The organism is Nocardia sp. NPDC056952, assembly GCF_042674185.1.
In the GTDB taxonomy this organism is placed as follows: domain Bacteria; phylum Actinomycetota; class Actinomycetes; order Mycobacteriales; family Mycobacteriaceae; genus Nocardia.
Map to the genome: position 1 here is coordinate 840,381 of NZ_JBHURA010000001.1, position 19,284 is coordinate 859,664.

Below are 19,284 nucleotides of genomic sequence, written 5' to 3' on the forward strand. Positions count from 1 at the left end.
CGCCGGGATCGCGTGAGTTTGATCACTGTTTTCGTTGATCACCGAGTGTGGAGTGTCTAGCCTGGAAGAAGTGCTCGGCGACTCGGAGGAAGCCATGAGCGACAGTGCCAGACAGGCCGCTAGGTCGGCCAAGGGTAAATCGACGATCGGCAAGGCAGCCCTGGGTAAGGGCACCCGGGTGACGGGCAAGTCCCGCGACCGGTTGCAGTCCCAGCTGAAGAAGCAGTACGAGGCGGGCGCGTCCATTCGCACCCTGGCCAGATCCACCGGCCGCTCGTACGGCTTCATCCACAATGTGCTGGTCGAGTCACATGTAGAACTGCGTGGGCGCGGTGGCGCCAATCGGCGCAAGAATCCGGCCGACTGACCGCGCGCCGCGCGACGGTGCCGTTACCAGCCTGCGACGGCTCCGTCGCCACGGACCAGCAGATTGGCCAGGCTGGCGAACAGTGGCAGGCCGGTCTTGATCTCGAGGTACGCGAACTGTCCCTGCGGGTTCACCTCGAGGAAGTAGTACTCGCCGTCGCTGCCCAGGCGCAGATCGACCACGCCGAAGCTGAGTCCGAGCGCTCCCATCAGGGTCGCGAGGGACTTGCTGACCGACGCCGGTAGCCGATCCGCTGCGAACGCGACCGAGGTGTCGAGCCGGGAATCGATGCGTCCGACGCCCGCCTGGGAGTCGATGCGCACACTCCACTCGACGCCGTCGACCCAGACGACCCGAAGATCACAGCTGGCCTCCACGTAATCCTGGAACGTGGTCGGCGTCGACCGGATCGACTCGAGCCTGTTCAGCTCGGGCCCGGTGATGATCCTCGTCTCCGAGAACTCGCCACGGCCGGTGCCGGTGCGCTTGTACACCACTGGCCCGCACCGGGATTCGACGAAACTACGCGCCTCGTCCGGGTCGTTGGTGACCAGCGTTTCCGGGATCGTGAAACCCGCCCGCTGCGCGGTTTCGAGCTGGACGATCTTGCGGCTCGCGGTGCGCTCGGCGGCCGGATCGTTGACCCAGTACGCCGGGATCGACCACAGCATGCCCTGCAGGAATCCGTCACACTCGGCCTGGCGGAACGCGTCGTCGGCCGCGCGCACGCCGGTGGGCACCCGGCACGGGTGCGGCCTGCGCCACCACACGGCGCGGACGTCGTCGAGACCGTGGACATGTGACATCGCGCGGTTGGTGCCCGCTTTGTCGAGCCGGAAACTCCCTGTCTCCGTGGGGAAGTCGCGCAGGTCGAGCCGGATCGGGTCGAGCCCGTGGTGTTCGCGCAGGGTCGACGCCAGCGCATCGGCGTGCAGGTCGTCGGTTTCGGAGACGATGAGCACGGCGTCGGTAGCGCCTTCCATGACTTGCGCGGCCGCTTCAGTCGAGGCTGTCGCAGTTGATGCCGTCGCGGAAGGTGAACGTCGCTCCGGTGACACCACCTCGTTCGGCGATGCGCAGTTTCGCCGCCCAGCCACGGGTCGCCAGGGCCAGCTGCTCGTCGCCGAGCGCCTCCGACGGTTCCGGCGCGAGGGTGATCGGCCGATCGACGAGCTCGACGCGCATGCGCCGGGTGAAATCGGCGGTGGCGCCGGGGCGGATGTCGACCCGCACCTGACGTTCACCGGCGCTCGCGCGGTCTTCGGTGAGCCGGACGATGTCACGGCGGTCGAAAGTCCAGGTACCACCGTCGACCCGCACCGAGATGTCGCGATCGGACTCGGCCACCAGCAGTCCGCGCAAGGCGGGGCCCCGATCTCGGGACGACGCGGTAGCGGGGAGGTGGATGGCGTCGGTCATGGGCACTCACTCCGATCTTCTCGTCTGCTCGCGATTTGCCAGAACCCCAAAAGGTGCTTCGGATCATAACGTGAACGCGTGGTCCGCCGAGCGGGTTCGCAAGATTTGCGGAGCGCCGGGCAAACCGCCGAGCGGCGCGTGATCGCCTTGTGGGGAAAGAATTTCGGACAACTCGGATGTGGGAACTGGGTTCACCCGGGCAATCGGGCAGCAAACGCAGAGGACAACGGCGCGGCAGGCCGCTCCGGGTCTGTGCCCGATGGTGCCTGCCGCGCCGTGGGTGGTGTCTAGAGGCCGAGCAGTTCGGGATTCTCGGCGAGCTCGCGGAAGTGGTCGGCCGGGTTCGCGACGAGTCGGCGGGCCGTCAGATCCATCGCGCCCGCCACGACGGTGATCTCCGCGGCGACGGTCCCGTCGAGCTTGATGATCTGGTGGTGGAAGCGGAAGACCTTCTCGCCTTCCTTCCAGTCGAACACACACGTCACGGTGACCTCGTCGCCACCGCGCAGCTCGCGCTTGTACTTGATGGTCGACTCGAGCACCACCGCGCCGACGCCGCTGGCGATGAACTTGTCCTGCGGGATGCCCGCCGCGCGCAGCAGCTCCCACCGAGCGTGCTCGCCGTACTGGTGATAGACGGCGTGATTGAGATGGCCCTGGGTGTCGAGCTCGTAGCCGCGGACGAGGACCGGTACGGAGAACGTCATACGGCGTATAACCGGAGGCTCGCGCGTGCTTGTTCCCGGTGCGTGTGCAATCTCGGACACATTCCGGGCGGTCCGGTATGGCTGCCGTGGCCTTACGCCCATCGCGATCGCCGCCGCGCCGGCCGGAAATTTCACGACGCGCGCGGGCTCTACCAGGTTGTTCGGTCGGATTCGCGCTTGCCATTGACGGCGCCCGCAAGCTGGGTCATCATTGAGCCAGCGGGCATTCGCGTGCTCAAAATGGTTGTGAGACAACGAAGTTCCGGCCAGGTTGGGCTTTCTACGGCGCTTACGCCGGTGACCCCCGCTTCTCGGCCCCTCGCAGCGCACTCTCGATGACCCCATCAGCCCGGCCTTCAGGTCAGGGCTTTTTTGCTGCCCGAACAGGGCCAGATGGGCATCGCCAGGCTGCGACCGGCGCCGAGAACATCTCCCGATCTCGACCGTATGACAGGACTGCAATGAGTTCACCCAAACTAGGGCGCGATGTCATCTTCGACTACATTCGCGATGCCGGCATCGAGTACATCTTCGGTGTTCCCGGCACCCAGGAAATCCCGCTGATCGATGCCACCACCATTCCGGAGAACGGTGTCGAGTACATCCCGACCCTGCACGAGAACATCGCGATGGGCGCCGCGATGGGGTATGCCCGCGCGTCGGGCAGGCCCGGCGTCGCACTCGTCCACATCACCCCCGGCGCCGCCAATATCGTCGGAAACCTTTTCGACGCGTACACCTCGAATATTCCGGTACTCGTCCTGTGCGGCCAGCAGCACAGTGATCTGCTGATCCAGGAGCCGCTGCTGGGATCGGATCTGGTCCGGACCGCGGGCCAGTACACGAAATGGGCGCACGAGATCCGCAGCACGGACGAGATTCCGCTCGTCATGCAGCGTGCGTTCAAAGAATTGTTCACGCCGCCGTTCCGGCCCGTGTTCCTCTCGGTGCCGTGGGATTTCCTGATCGAGCAGCCGACCTTGCAGGAACCGGCCCGCTCCACCCGGATCGCGCACGCGGTGACGGGCGACGAGGCCGGGATCGCGGCGGCCGTCGAGACCCTCGCCAACGCGAACAACCCGGTGCTGCTGGTCGGTGACGGCGTCGGAGAGGCCGGCGCGTGGCCGGAGATCGAAGGTCTCGCGAACCTGCTCGGCGCGGCCGTGTACTCGGAGTTCCAGGCGAGCCGGATGAACTATCCGAACGACCTGCCGCACTGGCAGGGTGAACTGGCGCCCATCCAAGACGGCATCCACATGCAGTTGCGTGGCTACGACACCATCTTCCTGATCGGGGTGAACTCACACGCCCAGATCTCGATCTTCCGCTGGGACAAGGGTCCGATCCTGCCCGCGGACCTGGTTCAGGTGGCGCTGCACAATGATTCGTGGCAGATCGGCAAGAACTATTTCACCGAGGTCGGTGTCCTCGGTGACATCAAGAAGACGCTGCCGCCGATCATTTCCGGTATCGCCGCGAGCCCGCACTTCGACCTCGCGTCGGCGCAAGCGCGCAATGCGAACATTCTGCGGCTCGGTGCGCAACGCGACGCCGCGTTCTCGGCCGACGCCGAACAATTCCAGCTGCTCGATTCGGCGGCCGTAGCCGAACTCGAGAGCGTCGATTCGGTGGTGTCGGAAGAATCCGAGGCCGTTGTCGTCGATGTCCCCGTGCCGATTCCCGGTCAGCAGGTGGCGTTCGCGCTGGCGGAAGTGCAGAAGACCCTCGATCGGCCGATCACCGTGCTCAACGAAGCGTTCTCGATCGCCAGCAGCTTGCAGAAGGTGGTTCAGTACGATTCGCCGGACGCCTACTTCTGCACCTCGGGTGGTTCGCTGGGATTCTCGTTGCCCGCGTCGATCGGATTCTCCCTCGCCGTGCGCGAGGAGCGCTACATCGTCAATGTCATCGGTGACGGTTCGGCGCTGTTCCACACCAATTCCTGGTGGACCAGCAGCAAATTCGATCTGCCGGTGCTGTACATCGTCGTCAACGACGCACAGTATTCGTCGCTGGTGATCGGGCTCGGGCTGATCGAACGGGTCTACGGCTGGCGGCCGACCAACCCGGCGACCTACCTGAGCCTGGGCGAACCCGAACAGGATTTCGTGGACATCGCCAAGACGTTCGGTATCGACGGAAAGGTGGTCGACGACGGGCGCAAACTACAGCGCGCGATCGAACGCGGATTCCGGGCGGTCGCGGACGGCAAGCCCTATGTCCTCGATATTCGCACCGCCCCCGCCCTGCCCCCGGCGCTGCCGCCCGCGGTGGATGTCCTGCTGGCGGAAAGGTCGAGTGCCGACGCGGAATACGTAGAGAAGCTGCGCGACATCGGCCCTCCGTGATCCTCGGGGTTAGCTGATCGTGCTGCCGGGTGGACGGCGACCGTGACATTTGCCATCGGTCGCCGTCCACATCGGTATCTACCTGCCCTCGGAGCGGGCTGCGATTCTCAGTCGAGAGACCGACGCCTACGAGAATGGAACGCTATGCACAAGCTTGTCCGGCTCCGAAATGTCATGACAGTGCTGGCCGCGACCGCGGCGTTCGCGACCGCCGCGTGCGGCAGCGAGACCGAATCGGCCGACGCGCCGGCGCCCACCACGACCGCCGCCGCCGTGGCGAAGCCGACCATCGTGCTGGTGCACGGCTCGTTCTCGGACAGTTCCAGCTGGGACACGGTCGCGGGCAAACTGCGGGCGCAGGGCTACCAGGTGGTCCAGCCGGAGAATCCGCTGCGTGGACCGAGTTCGGACGCGGCCGCCGTCACCTCGGCGATCGCGAACGTCACCGGGCCGGTCGTGCTGGTCGGGCATTCCTACGGCGGTGCCGTGATCAGCAATATGCACCGTCCGGACGTCAAGTCCGCGGTCTTCATCGCGGGCTTCGCTCCGGCGAAGGGTGAACCGGTACAAGCACTCTCGGATCCCGCGAAGTACCCGGGCAGCAAGATCGGTCCGGCGTTGCAGATCAAGCCCACCGACACCGGGGCCGAGGTCACGCTGAAACCCGAACAGTTCGGTGAGGTCTTCGCTCAGGATGTCAGCGCCGATGTCGCGGCGCAGCTCGCCGCGCGTCAGCGGCCTACCTCCGCGGCCGCGCAGGCCGAGCCGAGCGGGGACCCGTCCTGGGCGTCGACTCCGTCGTGGTACCTGGTCTCGACCGAGGACCAGATCCTGCCGCCCGCGGCGCAGCGCTTCCAGGCCGATCGCGCGAAAGCTCAGGTCAGTGAAGTGAAGTCCTCGCACGCGTCGCCGGTGTCACATCCGGACGAGGTGGTCGCGACCATCACCGCGGCCGCCCGCTGAACCATCGAAGCGCCGGAAAACCCGACGGCACTGTGCCGTCGGGTTTTCCGGTGTCCCGGCCACGTGATGTCGCGACCGGTCGAGCTCACAGCCAGCCGGCATTGCGGGCGATGCGGATCGCGTCGATGCGGTTGCGCCCACCGATCTTGGTGATCGCGTTCGACAAGTAGTTGCGCACCGTCGCCGGTGACAGGAACAGAGTGGTGGCGATCTCGTCGGTGCTGATCCCGGTCTCGGCCGCCCGGATCACATCGGCCTCACGGGTGGTGAGCGGACTGGTACCGGTCTCGAGGGCTGCGGCGACCAGGTCGGTGTCGATCACCCGCTCACCGGCGACAACCTTGCGGATACTGTCGGCCAGCGTCTGCGCCGGTGCGTCCTTGACGACGAAACCGCGCACCTGCGCGTGCAAGGCGCGCAGCAGATAACCCGGCTGACTCAGCCCGGTCAGAATCAGCACCTGGGTTTCGGGCACCTGTTCGTGAATGAGCTTGGCGGCGCTGAGTCCGTCCAGGCCCGGCATGTCGATGTCGAGCAACGCGACATCCGGGCGCGTGCGCAGGATCTCGGCGATGACATGGTCGCCGCGGTCCAGTTCCGACACCACGTCCATGTCTTCCTCGCGGGAGAGCAGCGCCACCAGCGCGCCCCGGATCATGTGCATGTCCTCGGCGACGAGCACGCGAATCATCATGTCCCCCCTGGGATTTCGACGCGCAAGTGAAACAGGCCGTCCTTGCTGTGTCGCGCCGACACGGTACCCGACAACGCCGCCGTCCGCTCCGCCAGACCGGACAGGCCGTTGCCGGACCCCGGCTTGCGGTGCGCCCCGTCGTTGACGATCTCCAAGAACAACGTGCCGTCCCGCCGGCCGGCTTCGATCCAGCACGTGCGGGCGGCGCTGTGCCGCAGCACATTGGTGATGCCTTCGCGAGTTGCCCACGCGAACGCGTCGTCGACCTCGGGCGCCATCGGCGGAAGATCGATGTGATGGTGGGTGTCGATCCCGGCGGCCGACAGCAGGGCAGTGGCCCCGGCGGCTTCCGTGCGCAGGGAGATGGTGTGCTCGCCCAGGGTGACCCGCCGCATCGCTTGCAGTGTCTCGCGGGCGAGTGCGGCGATGCCGTCGATTTCCGATCGTGCCGCGCCCGGATCGCTGGGCAGCAACGCCGCGGCCAGATCGCCCTTGAGCGAGACGGCCGACAGGCTCTGCCCGAGGAGGTCGTGCAGGTCGCGCGAGACCCGAAGGCGTTCTCGGCCCGCGGCCTGCTCGGCGAGATCGGTGCGGGTGCGTTCGAGCTGGGCCACGGCGCGGACCAGCAGCGCCACGCCGACGAGGCACCCGGCGATGGCGGTGAACACGACCACGACCTCGATGGCGGCCGCCACCGGGTGTCGTGACGCGACGCGGTCGGCGGCGAACAGCGTGCCGACCGCGGTGACGGCGATCGGGGCCGCGCAGAGGAATACGCGCGGCAGGCCGCGCGAGAGCAGTGCGGCCGAGGCGACGAAGAATACCTGGCTGATGCCCCACGCCGTCGGTGACCAGATCATCGGTAGGTACACGAGACCACTCAGCAGTGTGAAGGTCATGGGCCAGCCCCGCGGGCGAGGGTCGTCGGCGCTTCCTGGCTCGCGGTCCGCGCCGACCGTGCCGAAGGCGTGGTACAGGTGGACGGCGACCACGGCGACCGCCAGTATCCACCACAGCGAGGCCGGGCCTGCCTGCTCGGTTCCGGCGAAGGTCGCCCGTGCGGGCGCCAGCGCGCCGGTAGCGCAGGTGGTCCCGACGAGGAGGAACCGCGCGGTCTGCGCGGTCGCCAGCCAGGGACCGAGGAGCGGGCGCGACACCTCGGTCATCCGAGTTCCCCTGTCGTGGTGGCGGTTCTGGGCTCGACGGCGGAGTCGAGCTGCCAGCGGCCCCCCACCTGATGGACAGTGATCAGCACCGGTTCGGTCGGTCCGTCGCGCAGGAGCCGCGCCAGCAGGTGGCGCAGTTCGGCGCGCAGTGGTTCCTCGGACGGTGCCGGCGGTCCTTCGGCGGGCAGGTCGATGCGGGCAACGACACCCGCTGCGGCGAGAAGCGTTGTAGTGGAAGCGAGCTCACGGCGAAAGTCGGTCTGCTGGAAACTGCGGATCAGTTGCCGCGCCTGGGCGAGGCCGCTGCGCGAGGTGGCGACGAGCTCACCGAGTTCGACGCGTGCCGAGACCGGGTCGCTCCGTGCGGCGAAATTCGCCGCGCGATCGGCGGACTCGGTGATCGCCACCAGTGCGGTATGTACGGTTCGGGTGACCGTGCGGTCGATCCGCAGTCTTTCGCGGGCGACGGCCTGTTCGGCGAGCGCCGCACCTGCGCTGCGTAGCCGACGCAACGCGACGACCATCCAGACCAGCGTGTAGACCGCGACCACCCGCATCGCGGTTGTGACCAGCAACCAGATCGCCTCCTGCTCGGTCGCGCCGAGCAGTGCCGCCGACGGCGCGACGGCGGCGATCAGCACTACCGCGATGGGCAGGGCGAGCACGGGTCGCAGCGTCAGCGCGACGACCACCGCCACGATGTGCACGGTGTTCAGCCACGCGACGCCGAGGACCGGCGCCGCGCCGACCACCAGTACGGCCAGCAGCGCCGAGGTGATGGGCGCTGCCGGCGGGACGGCGTCGCGGACAGCGAAGGCGATGTGGCGGAGATAGACCGACAGGCACACCGCGAGCAGGGCGGCGGTCACGGCGAGGTCGGGTCGATGCCCGGCGTCGGTGGTGACGGTCGCGATCAGTGTCAGGGTGCCGAGCGCGAGCGCGGCCACGACGGTGCCCGCCGCGGCGATGTCCACGGCGTCGCGGGGAATCCGCGCCGACAGCCCACGCAGCACGCCGAGGGCGGCGCCGGTCCGATCGGGCCGGGTCGCGTTCGACGAAGGCGCACGTTCCAGTATGACCGCTACCACCCCATGACTGTTCCGCGAGCCGCGACCGCCCGCCAGAAACCAATGTAGACGTTCACCGATGACATTCGTCATCGACGAATGTCCACATCTATCTCTAGCCGTGGTTCGAGACCGTGCGGGATTGTGGGAATCGGCCATGCATCGGGGCGGCGGTCACCTGGTAACGAGTACATCCCCCAAGAAATTGGGGCCTGGTGAAATCCATTGGGCGACAGTAAGTTTGGGCATAACACCGGGTCGCGGGGGCATGGATACCCGGGACCGAAACCTTGCGGGGGCAGGTTCGGGCGATCGCCGCCACACCACGCGCACATCACTGTCGATGCGTGCTTCAAGCACTGTTTCATCTCGCTCGACCGCAACTGCGGTAGGCCGCTGTTCGCGGCTTTGCGGTGCCTATCGCACAAGATTGGACCTCGATCATGACAACCATCGAGCATCTGTTCGCGCGACGCGTGCACAGCGTCGATCGCGACACCGAATCCGGCACGACATCGACGACACCGCGCCTGCTCGGGGTGGCATCGGCGAATCCGCCCACGCGGTACAGCCAGCGCGAGCTGGTCGATCTGCTGGCCATCGATGACCCGAAGATCCGCGGTGTCTTCCTCAACGGCGGGATCGAGCACCGCTATCTCACTCTGCCACCGGTCGACGACGCGGGGCAGTTCCGGTCGGAGTCGCAAGGCGACCTGCTGCGCAAGCATCGACGGTACGGCGTGGACACCGGGGCGGCGGCGATTCGGCGATGCCTGGCCGAGATCGGCAGACAGCCGCAGGACGTGGATTACCTGGTCGCGGTGACGACAACCGGGTTTCTCACCCCGGGTTTCAGCGCCCTGCTGATCAACGAGCTCGGTCTCGCGCCGAGCACCGGGCGCCTCGACGTCGTCGGGATGGGGTGCAACGCAGGGCTCAACGGCCTGACCGCGGTGGCCTCCTGGTCGGCCGCCAACCCGGGCAGGCTGGCGGTCCTGGCCTGCTCCGAAGCCTGCTCGGCGGCTTACGTTTTCGACGGAACGATCCGGACCGCCGTGGTGAACAGCCTGTTCGGCGACGGCGCCGCCGCCCTCGCGATCAGCACCGGCGAATCGCACGAAGGCACCGACACGGACACGCAGTCCCGTGCACCACAACTGATCGGTCGCGCCAGCTACATGATCACGCGGGCGGTGGACGCGATGCGCTACGACTGGGACGACGATGCCGGGAAGTTCAGCTTCTATCTCGACAAAGAGGTTCCCTACGAGGTCGGCGCCCACGTCGAGCGGGTCGTCGACGAACTACTCGGCGACGCCGGGCTCCGGCGCAAGGACATCGCCCAGTGGATCGTGCACTCCGGCGGCAAGAAGGTGATCGACGCGGTGAAGATCAACCTGGGTCTGACCACGCACGACCTGCGCCACACCGTGAGCGTCATGCGCGATTTCGGGAATCTGTCCAGCGGATCGTTTCTGTTCTCCTACGAGCGGCTGCTGGCCGAGGGCCGCGTGGCGCCCGGCGACTACTGCGTCCTCATGACGATGGGTCCGGGATCGCAGATCGAGACCGCGCTGCTGCGGTTCTGAGCGCCGAAGGGTGAAAACCATGCTGTGGAAAGGCAATTCGTGACTGAGATGATCACCACCGAAGTGGCGGCCGACGGTGCGCTCGCACCGGAACTGACCGCGAGCGTGCTCGCGGCAGCGGTGCGGGCCGAGGACGCGTCGGCGGCCGGGGGAGAGTGCGTGATGGTACTGCGCATCGGCGGTGCGGCACCGGGTTCGCGATTCGCCTGGCCGGGTCCGGTCAGCGTCGGCGACGTGAACAAATGGGAAGGCGCGCTGCGCCGTCTCGAGCAGGTCCCCGCGCCGGTCATCGCCCTCGTCGACGGCGACGCGTACGGGCCCGCCGCGGAGCTGCTGCTCGTGGCCGACTACCGGATCATGGCGGCGGGCACGGTCTTCGAGCTGGCGGCCAGCGAGGGCGGGGTGTGGCCCGCGATGGCGGTCTACCGGCTGGCCGGTCAGGCCGGTGGTGGTCCGGCCCGGGAATTGGCGGTACTCGGCAGGGCGCTGTCGGCCGAGCGGACCAGAGACTGCGGCCTGGTGGACGCCGTCATCGAGCCCGGCGCCGAAGCCGACTCGATCGCCGCGGGCGCCATGCTTTTCGGCGCGGTCTCGGGAATCGAGATCGCGATCCGGCGCAGGTTGCTGCTCGACGCGCCGAGCACCCGGTTCGAAGACGCGCTCGGCGCGCATCTGGCCGCATCGGACCGCGCGCTGCGACGTGAACGGGCGGCATCGTGACCATCGTCATCACCCCGCGCACGATCGTGGGTCAGCTCGACTACGACATGGCCGAATTGCGCGCTGCGGCAACTGAACACGCCGCTTTGCTGGAGTCACTCGGACCGGTTCCCGACCGGGACGAGACGGCGGCCGCCGCGGCCGCGGCCGCGCACCGCGTGCTGCGCCGCCTGCGTCGGCAGTTCCTGCGCCGGCACCTCGCGGTGGTCTACGGGACGGCCACCGACGACCTGCGGCGTGGTCTTCGGCTGAGCGCGCTCGCCGCGGCCGTGACCGTGCTGTATCCCGGCCTGCTCCCGACCACCGAGCAGGTGCACGCCGACGCCGCGGTGGCGCAGCCGGCGAAAGAGGGCTGGGAGATCGATCAGGGCATCTTCTTCCAGGCCGTGTTCGCGGACCCGGTCCTCGGCAATCACCTTCTGGACGCGATGCGCGCGCCCACCGAGGCCGCCCTCGACCTGATCGCCGACTTCCGTGCCACCGGCACGATCACACTGCCCGCGGCGCGCCTCGAGCGCAGCGGCAGCACCTCGACGATCACGATCACCAACACCGATTGCCTCAACGCCGAGGACAACCAGCACGTCGCCGATATGGAAACCGCGGTCGACCTGGTACTGCTCGACCCCGAGACCCGCGTCGGCGTGGTCCGCGGCGGAGTGATGGACCATCCGCGCTATCGCGGTCGCCGAGTCTTCAGCGCGGGCATCAATCTCGCCCACCTGCACCAGGGCAAGATCTCCTTCCTCGACTTCCTGCTGGGCCGCGAGACCGGCTACATCGCGAAGATCCTGCGCGGACACACCGAGGACGCGGCGAGCTGGCCCGCCGTCCCGGCGACCAAACCCTGGGTCGCGGCCGTCGATTCGTTCGCGATCGGAGGCGGGGCACAGCTGCTCATGGTCTTCGATCGGGTCATCGCGGCGACCGACAGCTACGTCAGCCTGCCCGCCGCGCAGGAGGGCATCATCCCGGGCGTCGCGAACCTGCGCCTGGGACGATCGGCGAACTTCCGGCTCTCGCGTGAGGTGATCCTGTGGGGCCGCAAGATCTGGGCGACCGAACCGGACGCGCGGTCGCTGATCGACACCGTCGCCGAACCGGCCGATGTGGACCTCGAAATCGACAGGGCCGCAGCCAGACTCGCCTCGCCCGCCGTGGTCGCGAACAAGCACATGCTGGTCGTCGCCGAGGAACCGCAGGACGTGTTCCGCCGTTATCTGGCGGAGTTCGCGCTGCACCAGGCGTTGCGGCTGTACTCCCCGGATGTCATGGCCAAGACCGAGCGGTTCGACCGCAAGGCGCCGCGATGACCACCGTGGCGACATCGAACACCGTCGAGTACCGCAAGCACGGCCATCTCGCGACGGTGGAACTCAACCGGCCGCGGGTGCTCAACGCGATGAATCGCGCCATGCACGCCGAGCTGGCCGAGATCTGGGACGACATCGAAGCCGACGACGACATCTGGGCCGTCGTGCTGAGCGGGGCGGGGCGGCGGGCGTTCTCGGTCGGGCAGGACCTGACGGAACTGGCCGAGCGGATCGGCGACGGCGCCTGCACCCGATCGTCGTTCGGCAGCGCGGGAAAGCCGGGGTATCCGCGGCTGACCGAACGCTTCTCCTTCGCGAAACCGATCATCGCGAAGGTGTCCGGGTACGCGCTCGGCGGTGGGTTCGAGCTCGCGCTCGCCTGCGACATCGTGATCGCGTCGACCGACGCCCGATTCGGGCTCCCCGAGGCGAAACTGGGATTGATCCCGGGCGCGGGCGGGGTCTTCCGGCTGCCCCGGCAGGTGCCCTACCGCGTCGCGATGGGACATCTGCTCACGGGCCGCCCGATGTCGGCCACCCGGGCCTACGAGCTGGGTGTGGTCAATGAGGTGGTCGACGGGTCGGAACTGGACGCGTGCGTCGACCGCTGGGCCGCCGACGTGCTCGCGTGCGCGCCCCTGTCGATTCGCGCGATCAAGGAAGCCGCCGCGCTGTCGGCGAATCTGCCACTGCCCGCCGCCTTCGCGGCCGACTACCCGTGGGAGCGCGTCCGCGCCGACTCGGCCGACGCGACCGAGGGCCCGCTGGCCTTCGCCCAGAAACGTCTACCGCACTGGACCGCACGGTAGGACCAGACCGACTCGATTGCTTGAGGATCTTCATGCGAACACCCGATACCTACATCGCCGCCCTCGGCTCGTTCCTCCCCTCGACCGTCACCACCGAACAGGCTGTCGCACAGGGCTTGTACTCCGCCGAGACCGCCGAGATCCACGAGCTCGGCGGCGCGGCGGTGGCCGGTCCGATCCCCGCGCCGGAGATGGCGTTGCGCGCCGCGGAAGTCGCGGTGAAACGGTCCGGTCTGGCCGCCGACGAATTCGATCTGCTGCTGTACGCGAGCACCTGGCTGCAAGGCCCGGAAGGCTGGCTGCCACATCCCTACCTGCAACGTCACCTCGTCGGGCCGATCCCGGCGTTGGAGATCCGGCAGGGTTGCAACGGCATGTTCTCCGGCCTGTCGATGGCATTCGAATACCTGCGCGCCGATCCCGGTCGGCGCACCGCGCTGCTGGTGGCGGCCGACAATTTCGGCACCCCGCTGATGGACCGGTGGCAGATGTCGGCGCTGTTCGTCGCCGGTGACGCCGCGTCCGCGGTGGTGCTGAGCAAGACCGACGGCTTCGCCCAGCTGATGTCGGTGTGCCACACCTCGATTCCCGAAGCCGAGGAGATCCACCGGGCCAGTGAACCGATGTTCCCACCCGGTGTCTCGCTCGGGAAGTCGCCCGACTTCTTCGCCCGGCTGCAGGAGATCACCGCCAAGGTGGCCGCGGCGCCCGACTCGCCCTTGGGCGCGGCACTGGCGCGGGTGCGCGAGCAGATCCCGGTGGTGGTCGGCCAGGCGCTGGCCGACGCGGGCATCGAGCTCGGCGACATCGCCCGCGTCGCGTTCCTGAACTGTTCGCGCGAGGCCACCGAACAGCGGTGCATGGTGCCGCTCGGATTGCCCATGGAGATGTCGACCTGGGAATTCGGGCGCGATATCGGCCACTGCTCGGCCAGCGACCAGATCCTGTCGTTCGAGCATCTGATCACCACGGGTCAACTCGGGCCCGGTCAGTACATGCTGCTGTTCGGCTCGGCGCCCGGGGTGCTGCTGTCGGCCGCGGTCATCAAGGTTCTGCGTGATCCGGGGTGGACCGCGTGAGCGTCCATCCCGATCTCACGTCCGTCGCATCCAGGAACGAGAACGCTATGCCCCACCCAGTCTCCGACAACGCCTCCCACACCCCGGTAGATCCGGTGGCGGTGATCGGCATCGGCTGTCGCTTCCCCGGCGGCGTCGGTTCCCCCGCCGACTTCTGGCAACTGCTCTCGGCCGGGCGCGACACCTACGGCGAGATACCGCCGCAGCGCTGGTCGCGATATCGGCACCGCACACCACAATTCGCGACCGCCATCCAGAACACCGTGACCCGTGGCAGCTTCCTCGACGAGATCGAGCGCTTCGACGCGGAATTCTTCGGCATCTCCCCGCGTGAGGCCTCGCTGATGGACCCGCAGCAGCGGTTGCTGCTCGAGGTCACCTGGGATGCGCTCGAGCAGGCCGGGATCGCGCCGCGAGAACTCGCGGGCAGCGAGACCGGTGTGTTCGTCGGCGTCTGCACGGGTGACTACGGCGCGCTGATGCTGGAGGACCTGGCCAGCATCGAGGCGTGGACCGGCATCGGCGCGGCGACCTGTGCGGTCGCCAACCGGTTGTCGCACTCGTTCGATCTGCGCGGACCGAGCATCGCGGTGGACACGGCGTGCTCGGCCTCGCTGGTGGCGCTGCACCTGGCCTCCCAGAGCCTGCGCAACGGTGAGTGCGACCTGGCGATCGTGGGCGGGGTGAACCTGATCGTCACCCCCGGCCAGACGATCACCCTCGACGCGGCGGGCGCGCTCGCCCCCGACGGCCGCAGCAAGGCCTTCGACGCCTCGGCCGACGGTTACGGCCGTGGCGAGGGCTGCGGCGTCGTGGTGCTGCGCCGCCTGGACAGCGCGCAGCGCGCGGGCGACGAGGTGCTCGCGCTCATCCGGGGCAGTTCGGTGAATCAGGACGGCCGGACCAACGGGATCATGGCGCCGTCGGGCGAAGCGCAGGCCCACGTCATGGCACGGGCCTGCCGGCACGCCGGAATCGACCCGGCCACTGTCGATTTCGTCGAGGCGCACGGCACCGGCACCAGATTGGGCGACCCGATGGAAGCCGAGGCGCTCGCCTCGGTCTACGGATCGGTGCGTCCGGTCGGCGACCCCTGCCTGATCGGGTCGGTGAAATCGAACATCGGCCACCTCGAGGGGGCCGCGGGCGTGGCCAGTGTGATCAAGACGGTGCTGGCGTTGCGGCACGCCGAGATCCCGCGCACGCCGCTGTCGACCGAGCTCAATCCGGACATCCCCTGGGACACATCGGGTATTCGGCTCGCTACCGAGCACACCTCGTGGTCCGAGGGCAGCAGTCCGCGGCGGGCGGGTGTGTCGGGCTTCGGCTACGGCGGCACCGTCGCGCACCTGGTGCTGGAGGAAGCGCCCACCGCGCCCCTGCCACCGGTCGCGCCGCCGCGCACCGAGCTCGACGGGCTCCGGCTGTTTCCGCTCTCGGCGGCCTCCGATGCCGCCCTGCGCGCGTACGCGGATCGGCTCGCGGAGTGGGTCAGCGACCGGGCGGGCGCGGTGTCGCTCGACGCGGTCGGCCGCACCCTGTCCCATCACCGGTCGCGACTGAACCACAACGCGGCCGTGGTGGCCCGCGACGAGCACGAGTTGATCGCACGACTGCGGGAACTGGCCGCCGCACGGCCGGACCCCGGCGTCGTGACGGGAACCGTGGCCGCCGAATTCGGTAAGGGCCTGGTGTGGGTCTTCTCCGGACACGGTTCACAGTGGCGCGGGATGGGACGCGAGCTGCTCGCCGTGCCCGAGTTCGCGGCGGTGGTCGACGAGGTGGAGCCGATCTTCCTGGCCGAGATCGGCTTCTCGCCGCGACAGGTTCTGATCGACGACGAGATCGACGGTGTCGACCGGATACAGACCATGATCTTCGTGATGCAGACGGGTCTGGCCGCGATGTGGCGGGCCTACGGGGTGAGCCCGGACGCCATCATCGGCCACTCCGTCGGTGAGATCGCCGCCGCCGTGGCCAGCGGGGCGCTGCCGCTCGCCGACGGCGCCCGGCTGATCTGCCGGCGCTCGATCCTGCTGCGCCGGGTCGCGGGCAACGGAGCGATGGCGATGGTGACGATGCCGTTGCAGGATGCCGACGAAAAGCTCGGCGGCAGAACTGATCTGGTCGCCGCGATCGCGTCATCGACCGTGTCGAGTGTGCTGTCGGGTGACCCGAGCGCGATCGAGGAGGTGCTGGCGCAGTGGCCCGACGACGGGATCGGGGTGCGCCGCGTCGCCTCCGATGTGGCGTTCCACAGTCCGCACATGGACCCGCTGCTCGCCGAGCTCGCGGCGGCGGGCGCCGACCTGGAGTATCGCCCGCATTCGGTGCGGATGTACTCGACCGCGCTGCTCGACGCTCGTGCCGAACCGGCGACCGACGCCGAGTACTGGGTCGCGAACCTGCGAAACCCCGTGCGGTTGGCGGGCGCGATCGAGGCCGCGCTGGCCGACGGATTCCGCGACTTCCTCGAGATCTCGCCGCACCCGGTCGTCGCCCACTCGATTCGGGAAACGCTCGGCGAGAGCGGAATCGACGACGCGTTCGTCGGCACGACCTTGCGTCGCGACGTTCCCGAGCAGCAGGCTTTCCTGGCCGCGCTCGGCACCGTGCACTGCCGGGGACTGCTCGTCGACCTGGACCGTTTGCAGCCGCCCGCGGCGCAGGCGGACCTGCCCGGCTACGCATGGCAGGGACGTCAGCTCTGGCACGCGCCCTCGGTGGCCGGTCGGGTGCCCGGCCAGGGGCACGCGGCGGCCTCGCACACCCTGCTCGGCACCTCGAGCACCGTCGCCGGGAGCGGTCTGCGGATCTGGAACACGGTGCTGGTGGACGAGAACCGCCCCTATCCGGGCAGTCACGCGCTCAACGGCGCCGAGATCGTGCCCGCCGCCGTGCTGGTCGAGACCTTCCGGCAGGCCGGTGCGCTCGGTGGCGCCGCGATCGAGCTCGCCGGAGTGGCGATGCGGCATCCCCTGCTGACCGACGGTGAGCGTGAGGTGCAGGTCGTGCACGATCCGGATCGTGGGCTGCTGCGGATCGCGTCGCGGACACCGGGGGAGGACCCCGAGCGGGAAGCCGCCTGGCTGATCCACGCCGAGGCGTCGTCGGTGCCGGTCGAAGCCGGGGTGCCGCTGCCCACGGCCCTGGACGACCCGGCGGCACGCCGGATGTTCCCGGTCGAACCGGGTGTGGTCCATCAGCGCCTGGCCGCGGTCGGGGTGCCGGAAACCGGGTTCGAGTGGCGTGTCGAGGAATTGCTCTTCGGCGCCGACGTGGTGCGCGCGCGAGTGCGCGTCGCGGCAGGCGGCAGCGCCACCTGGGCACCGGTACTCGATGCGGTGATGTCGATCGCGCCCGCCGCGTTCGGCGGCGAACCGGTCCTGCGGATGGTGGTCCAGATCGATGACGTGCGCTGCGCCGGTGAGCCGGCCGACGAGGTGATCATCGAGGTCGCCCTGGATCCGAAGCGCACCGATGTCGTGGACGGGTTGGTCGCGACGGTGGACGGCACGGTGATCGCCCGGGTCACCGGAATGGAGTATCCGGTCATCGACCGTCCGGCCGAGGACGATTCAGCGGCCGGATCGGCGCTGTCCGGTCCGGTGCTGTCGCTGGAGAACCTGACCACCGAGCAGGTGCGGGAGCTGATCGCGGCGGAGGTGTCGGGCACGATCACCGCGGAGATGCGCTTGCCCGATCCGGCGGATCTGAATCCGCGGCGTCCGCTGCTGGAACAGGGACTCGATTCGGTGATGACGGTGACCATTCGCAAGAAGCTCGAGAAGCGGTTCGGCCACAAGTTGCAGGCCACCGTCTTCTGGCAGCAGCCGACCGTTGTCGCGATCGCCGATCATCTGACGGAGATGCTGACGGCGTAGAGCGGTGTCCCGCCGCCGTGCCGCGTCCTCGATCAGGTCCGGTACGGCGGCAACGGGGTTCGCCGGGTGCCCGGCGTCAGGCCCGGTGGGCATTGCGCTCGTCCCACCACGCGGGCGCGTCGACGAAGTGGTTGTCGAATTCCTCCTGGGCGGCGACGAATTCCTCATGGGTGGCGTCGCCGTGGATGAGCCGATCGAGCAGACGGAAGTACTCGAAGCGCTGGACGCCGGGCATCAGGGCGATGAGGATGCGCGCGCCGCTGTCCGGGGTGGCGCCGAAGGCGTGCGGCATCTGCCGCGGGACGACCAGCGAGCCGCCCGCGCCGACGGTGAGGATGCGATCGCCCGCCATGACCTGGAGTTCGCCGTCGGCGACGTAGAACAGCTCGTCGGAGCGGGTGTGGAAGTGCGGAGCGGCGCCGTCGGCACCCCGCGCCATGGTGACCTCGAGCGTGCTCACCGCACCGTCGCTGGCGTTCGCATCGGTGAGCAGGCGCATCCGCACGTTCTCGGTGCCCAGCATCTCGGCATCCTCGGGCAGGCAGAGGGCGATGTCGCGGGTGTTCGTCATGACCATTCCGTTCGTCGATTGATAATTCGCCACCGAACTATATCTCAGCGAATAGAATCGTGTCCATGGATGAACGCGAACCGGACGTGGTGGATGCGATCACGGCGCAGTGGCAGCGGGAGCGACCCGAGCTGGAACTCGAGGCGATGGCGGTCTTCGGCAGGCTCGGCAGGCTGATGACCATCGCCACGGCACGGATCGAAAGCGTGTTCACCGCACACGGTTTGCAGCGTGGTGAGTTCGATGTGCTTGCGGCGCTACGCCGTTCGGGTTCGCCCTTCGAGCTCAACCCGTCGGTACTCGCCGACACCTTGATGCTGTCGCGCGCGGGGATGACCGGCCGTATCGACCGGCTCGAAGCGGCGGGCCTGGTCCGCCGCATCGCCGACCGCGAGGATCGCCGCGCCGTGCGGGTGGCGCTCACCGAGCAGGGCCGGGCGCTGGTCGACACGGTGGTCGTGGCACACACCGAGAACGAGACGGCGATGCTGTCGGTGTTGACGCCCGCGGATCGTGCCGCCCTGGACCGGATCTCGCGAACCCTGCTCGATGGGTGGGCGAGCTGACCTGCCGATCCCGGCCGGGGAA

At 68.5% G+C, this 19,284-nt stretch carries 17 protein-coding genes; 10 read left to right on the forward strand and 7 right to left on the reverse strand.

All coding sequences use genetic code 11. The annotated features are described in order from the left end of the window. The first annotated feature begins 94 nt into the window (after nt 1–94). The gene (locus ACFTS5_RS03715) at nt 95–367 is read left to right on the forward strand and encodes a helix-turn-helix domain-containing protein (protein ID WP_266290315.1); all 273 of its coding nucleotides are present in this window, start codon (nt 95–97) and stop codon (nt 365–367) included. 23 nt (nt 368–390) lie between these two features. On the opposite strand, the gene ACFTS5_RS03720 is transcribed toward ACFTS5_RS03715, so the two are convergent. The 3 genes from ACFTS5_RS03720 to ACFTS5_RS03730 form a co-directional block, all read right to left on the reverse strand. Next, nucleotides 391–1,350 carry an MvdC/MvdD family ATP grasp protein gene (locus ACFTS5_RS03720; RefSeq protein WP_378627141.1) on the reverse strand — a complete coding sequence of 320 codons (960 nt, stop codon included), beginning with the start codon at nt 1,348–1,350 and terminating at the stop codon, nt 391–393. 16 nt (nt 1,351–1,366) lie between these two features. Continuing rightward, entirely contained in the window at nt 1,367–1,786 is a 420-nt protein-coding gene (locus tag ACFTS5_RS03725) for a hypothetical protein (protein ID WP_378627142.1), read from the reverse strand. A gap of 287 nt (nt 1,787–2,073) precedes the next feature. Continuing rightward, nucleotides 2,074–2,493, reverse strand: a complete 420-nt coding sequence (locus ACFTS5_RS03730; RefSeq protein WP_378627144.1) for an acyl-CoA thioesterase — start codon at nt 2,491–2,493, stop codon at nt 2,074–2,076. Nucleotides 2,494–2,954: 461 nt separating this feature from the next. Here ACFTS5_RS03730 and ACFTS5_RS03735 point away from each other — a divergent pair, with 461 nt between their 5' ends. Further along, entirely contained in the window at nt 2,955–4,841 is a 1,887-nt protein-coding gene (locus ACFTS5_RS03735) for a thiamine pyrophosphate-binding protein (protein WP_378627145.1), read from the forward strand. A 144-nt stretch (nt 4,842–4,985) separates the two neighbouring features. After that, the gene (locus ACFTS5_RS03740) at nt 4,986–5,804 is read left to right on the forward strand and encodes an alpha/beta hydrolase (RefSeq protein ID WP_378627147.1); all 819 of its coding nucleotides are present in this window, start codon (nt 4,986–4,988) and stop codon (nt 5,802–5,804) included. Between the two features lie 85 nt (nt 5,805–5,889). Here the strand turns inward: ACFTS5_RS03740 and ACFTS5_RS03745 are convergent, their stop codons facing one another. Genes ACFTS5_RS03745 through ACFTS5_RS03755 form a run of 3 tightly spaced genes read right to left on the reverse strand, consistent with a single transcriptional unit; the run spans nt 5,890 to nt 8,752 of the window. Then, complete coding sequence (locus tag ACFTS5_RS03745) at nt 5,890–6,495, reverse strand: response regulator (RefSeq protein ID WP_378628320.1); 606 nt, start codon at nt 6,493–6,495, stop codon at nt 5,890–5,892. Beyond that, nucleotides 6,495–7,664, reverse strand: a complete 1,170-nt coding sequence (locus ACFTS5_RS03750) for a sensor histidine kinase (protein WP_378627148.1) — start codon at nt 7,662–7,664, stop codon at nt 6,495–6,497. Before ACFTS5_RS03750 ends, ACFTS5_RS03745 begins: the two co-directional genes overlap by 1 nt. Continuing rightward, complete coding sequence (locus tag ACFTS5_RS03755) at nt 7,661–8,752, reverse strand: hypothetical protein (protein ID WP_378627149.1); 1,092 nt, start codon at nt 8,750–8,752, stop codon at nt 7,661–7,663. Before ACFTS5_RS03755 ends, ACFTS5_RS03750 begins: the two co-directional genes overlap by 4 nt. Nucleotides 8,753–9,174: 422 nt before the next feature. On the opposite strand from ACFTS5_RS03755, the gene dpgA reads away from it, so the two are divergent. Genes dpgA through ACFTS5_RS03785 form a run of 6 tightly spaced genes read left to right on the forward strand, consistent with a single transcriptional unit; the run spans nt 9,175 to nt 18,125 of the window. After that, nucleotides 9,175–10,320: a 3,5-dihydroxyphenylacetyl-CoA synthase DpgA gene (gene dpgA, locus ACFTS5_RS03760; RefSeq protein WP_378627150.1), complete on the forward strand. Its 1,146-nt coding sequence runs from the start codon at nt 9,175–9,177 to the stop codon at nt 10,318–10,320. Between the two features lie 48 nt (nt 10,321–10,368). Next, complete coding sequence (dpgB, locus tag ACFTS5_RS03765) at nt 10,369–11,040, forward strand: enoyl-CoA-hydratase DpgB (protein WP_378628322.1); 672 nt, start codon at nt 10,369–10,371, stop codon at nt 11,038–11,040. Continuing rightward, nucleotides 11,037–12,353, forward strand: coding sequence for a (3,5-dihydroxyphenyl)acetyl-CoA 1,2-dioxygenase DpgC (gene dpgC, locus ACFTS5_RS03770; protein WP_378627151.1), 1,317 nt, complete (start codon nt 11,037–11,039; stop codon nt 12,351–12,353). Before dpgB ends, dpgC begins: the two co-directional genes overlap by 4 nt. Then, on the forward strand, nt 12,350–13,162 hold the full coding sequence (dpgD, locus tag ACFTS5_RS03775; protein ID WP_378627152.1) for an enoyl-CoA-hydratase DpgD: 813 nt from the start codon (nt 12,350–12,352) through the stop codon (nt 13,160–13,162). Before dpgC ends, dpgD begins: the two co-directional genes overlap by 4 nt. 32 nt (nt 13,163–13,194) lie before the next feature. Then, a complete protein-coding gene (locus ACFTS5_RS03780) occupies nt 13,195–14,241 on the forward strand; it encodes a ketoacyl-ACP synthase III family protein (RefSeq protein WP_378627154.1) in 1,047 nt (348 codons plus the stop codon). 47 nt (nt 14,242–14,288) lie between these two features. Next, nucleotides 14,289–18,125 carry a type I polyketide synthase gene (locus ACFTS5_RS03785; protein WP_378627156.1) on the forward strand — a complete coding sequence of 1,279 codons (3,837 nt, stop codon included), beginning with the start codon at nt 14,289–14,291 and terminating at the stop codon, nt 18,123–18,125. Between the two features lie 76 nt (nt 18,126–18,201). Here the strand turns inward: ACFTS5_RS03785 and ACFTS5_RS03790 are convergent, their stop codons facing one another. After that, a complete protein-coding gene (locus tag ACFTS5_RS03790; RefSeq protein ID WP_378627157.1) occupies nt 18,202–18,696 on the reverse strand; it encodes a cupin domain-containing protein in 495 nt (164 codons plus the stop codon). Nucleotides 18,697–18,761: 65 nt separating this feature from the next. On the opposite strand from ACFTS5_RS03790, the gene ACFTS5_RS03795 reads away from it, so the two are divergent. After that, nucleotides 18,762–19,262 carry a MarR family winged helix-turn-helix transcriptional regulator gene (locus ACFTS5_RS03795; RefSeq protein ID WP_378627158.1) on the forward strand — a complete coding sequence of 167 codons (501 nt, stop codon included), beginning with the start codon at nt 18,762–18,764 and terminating at the stop codon, nt 19,260–19,262. Nucleotides 19,263–19,284: the final 22 nt, after the last annotated feature.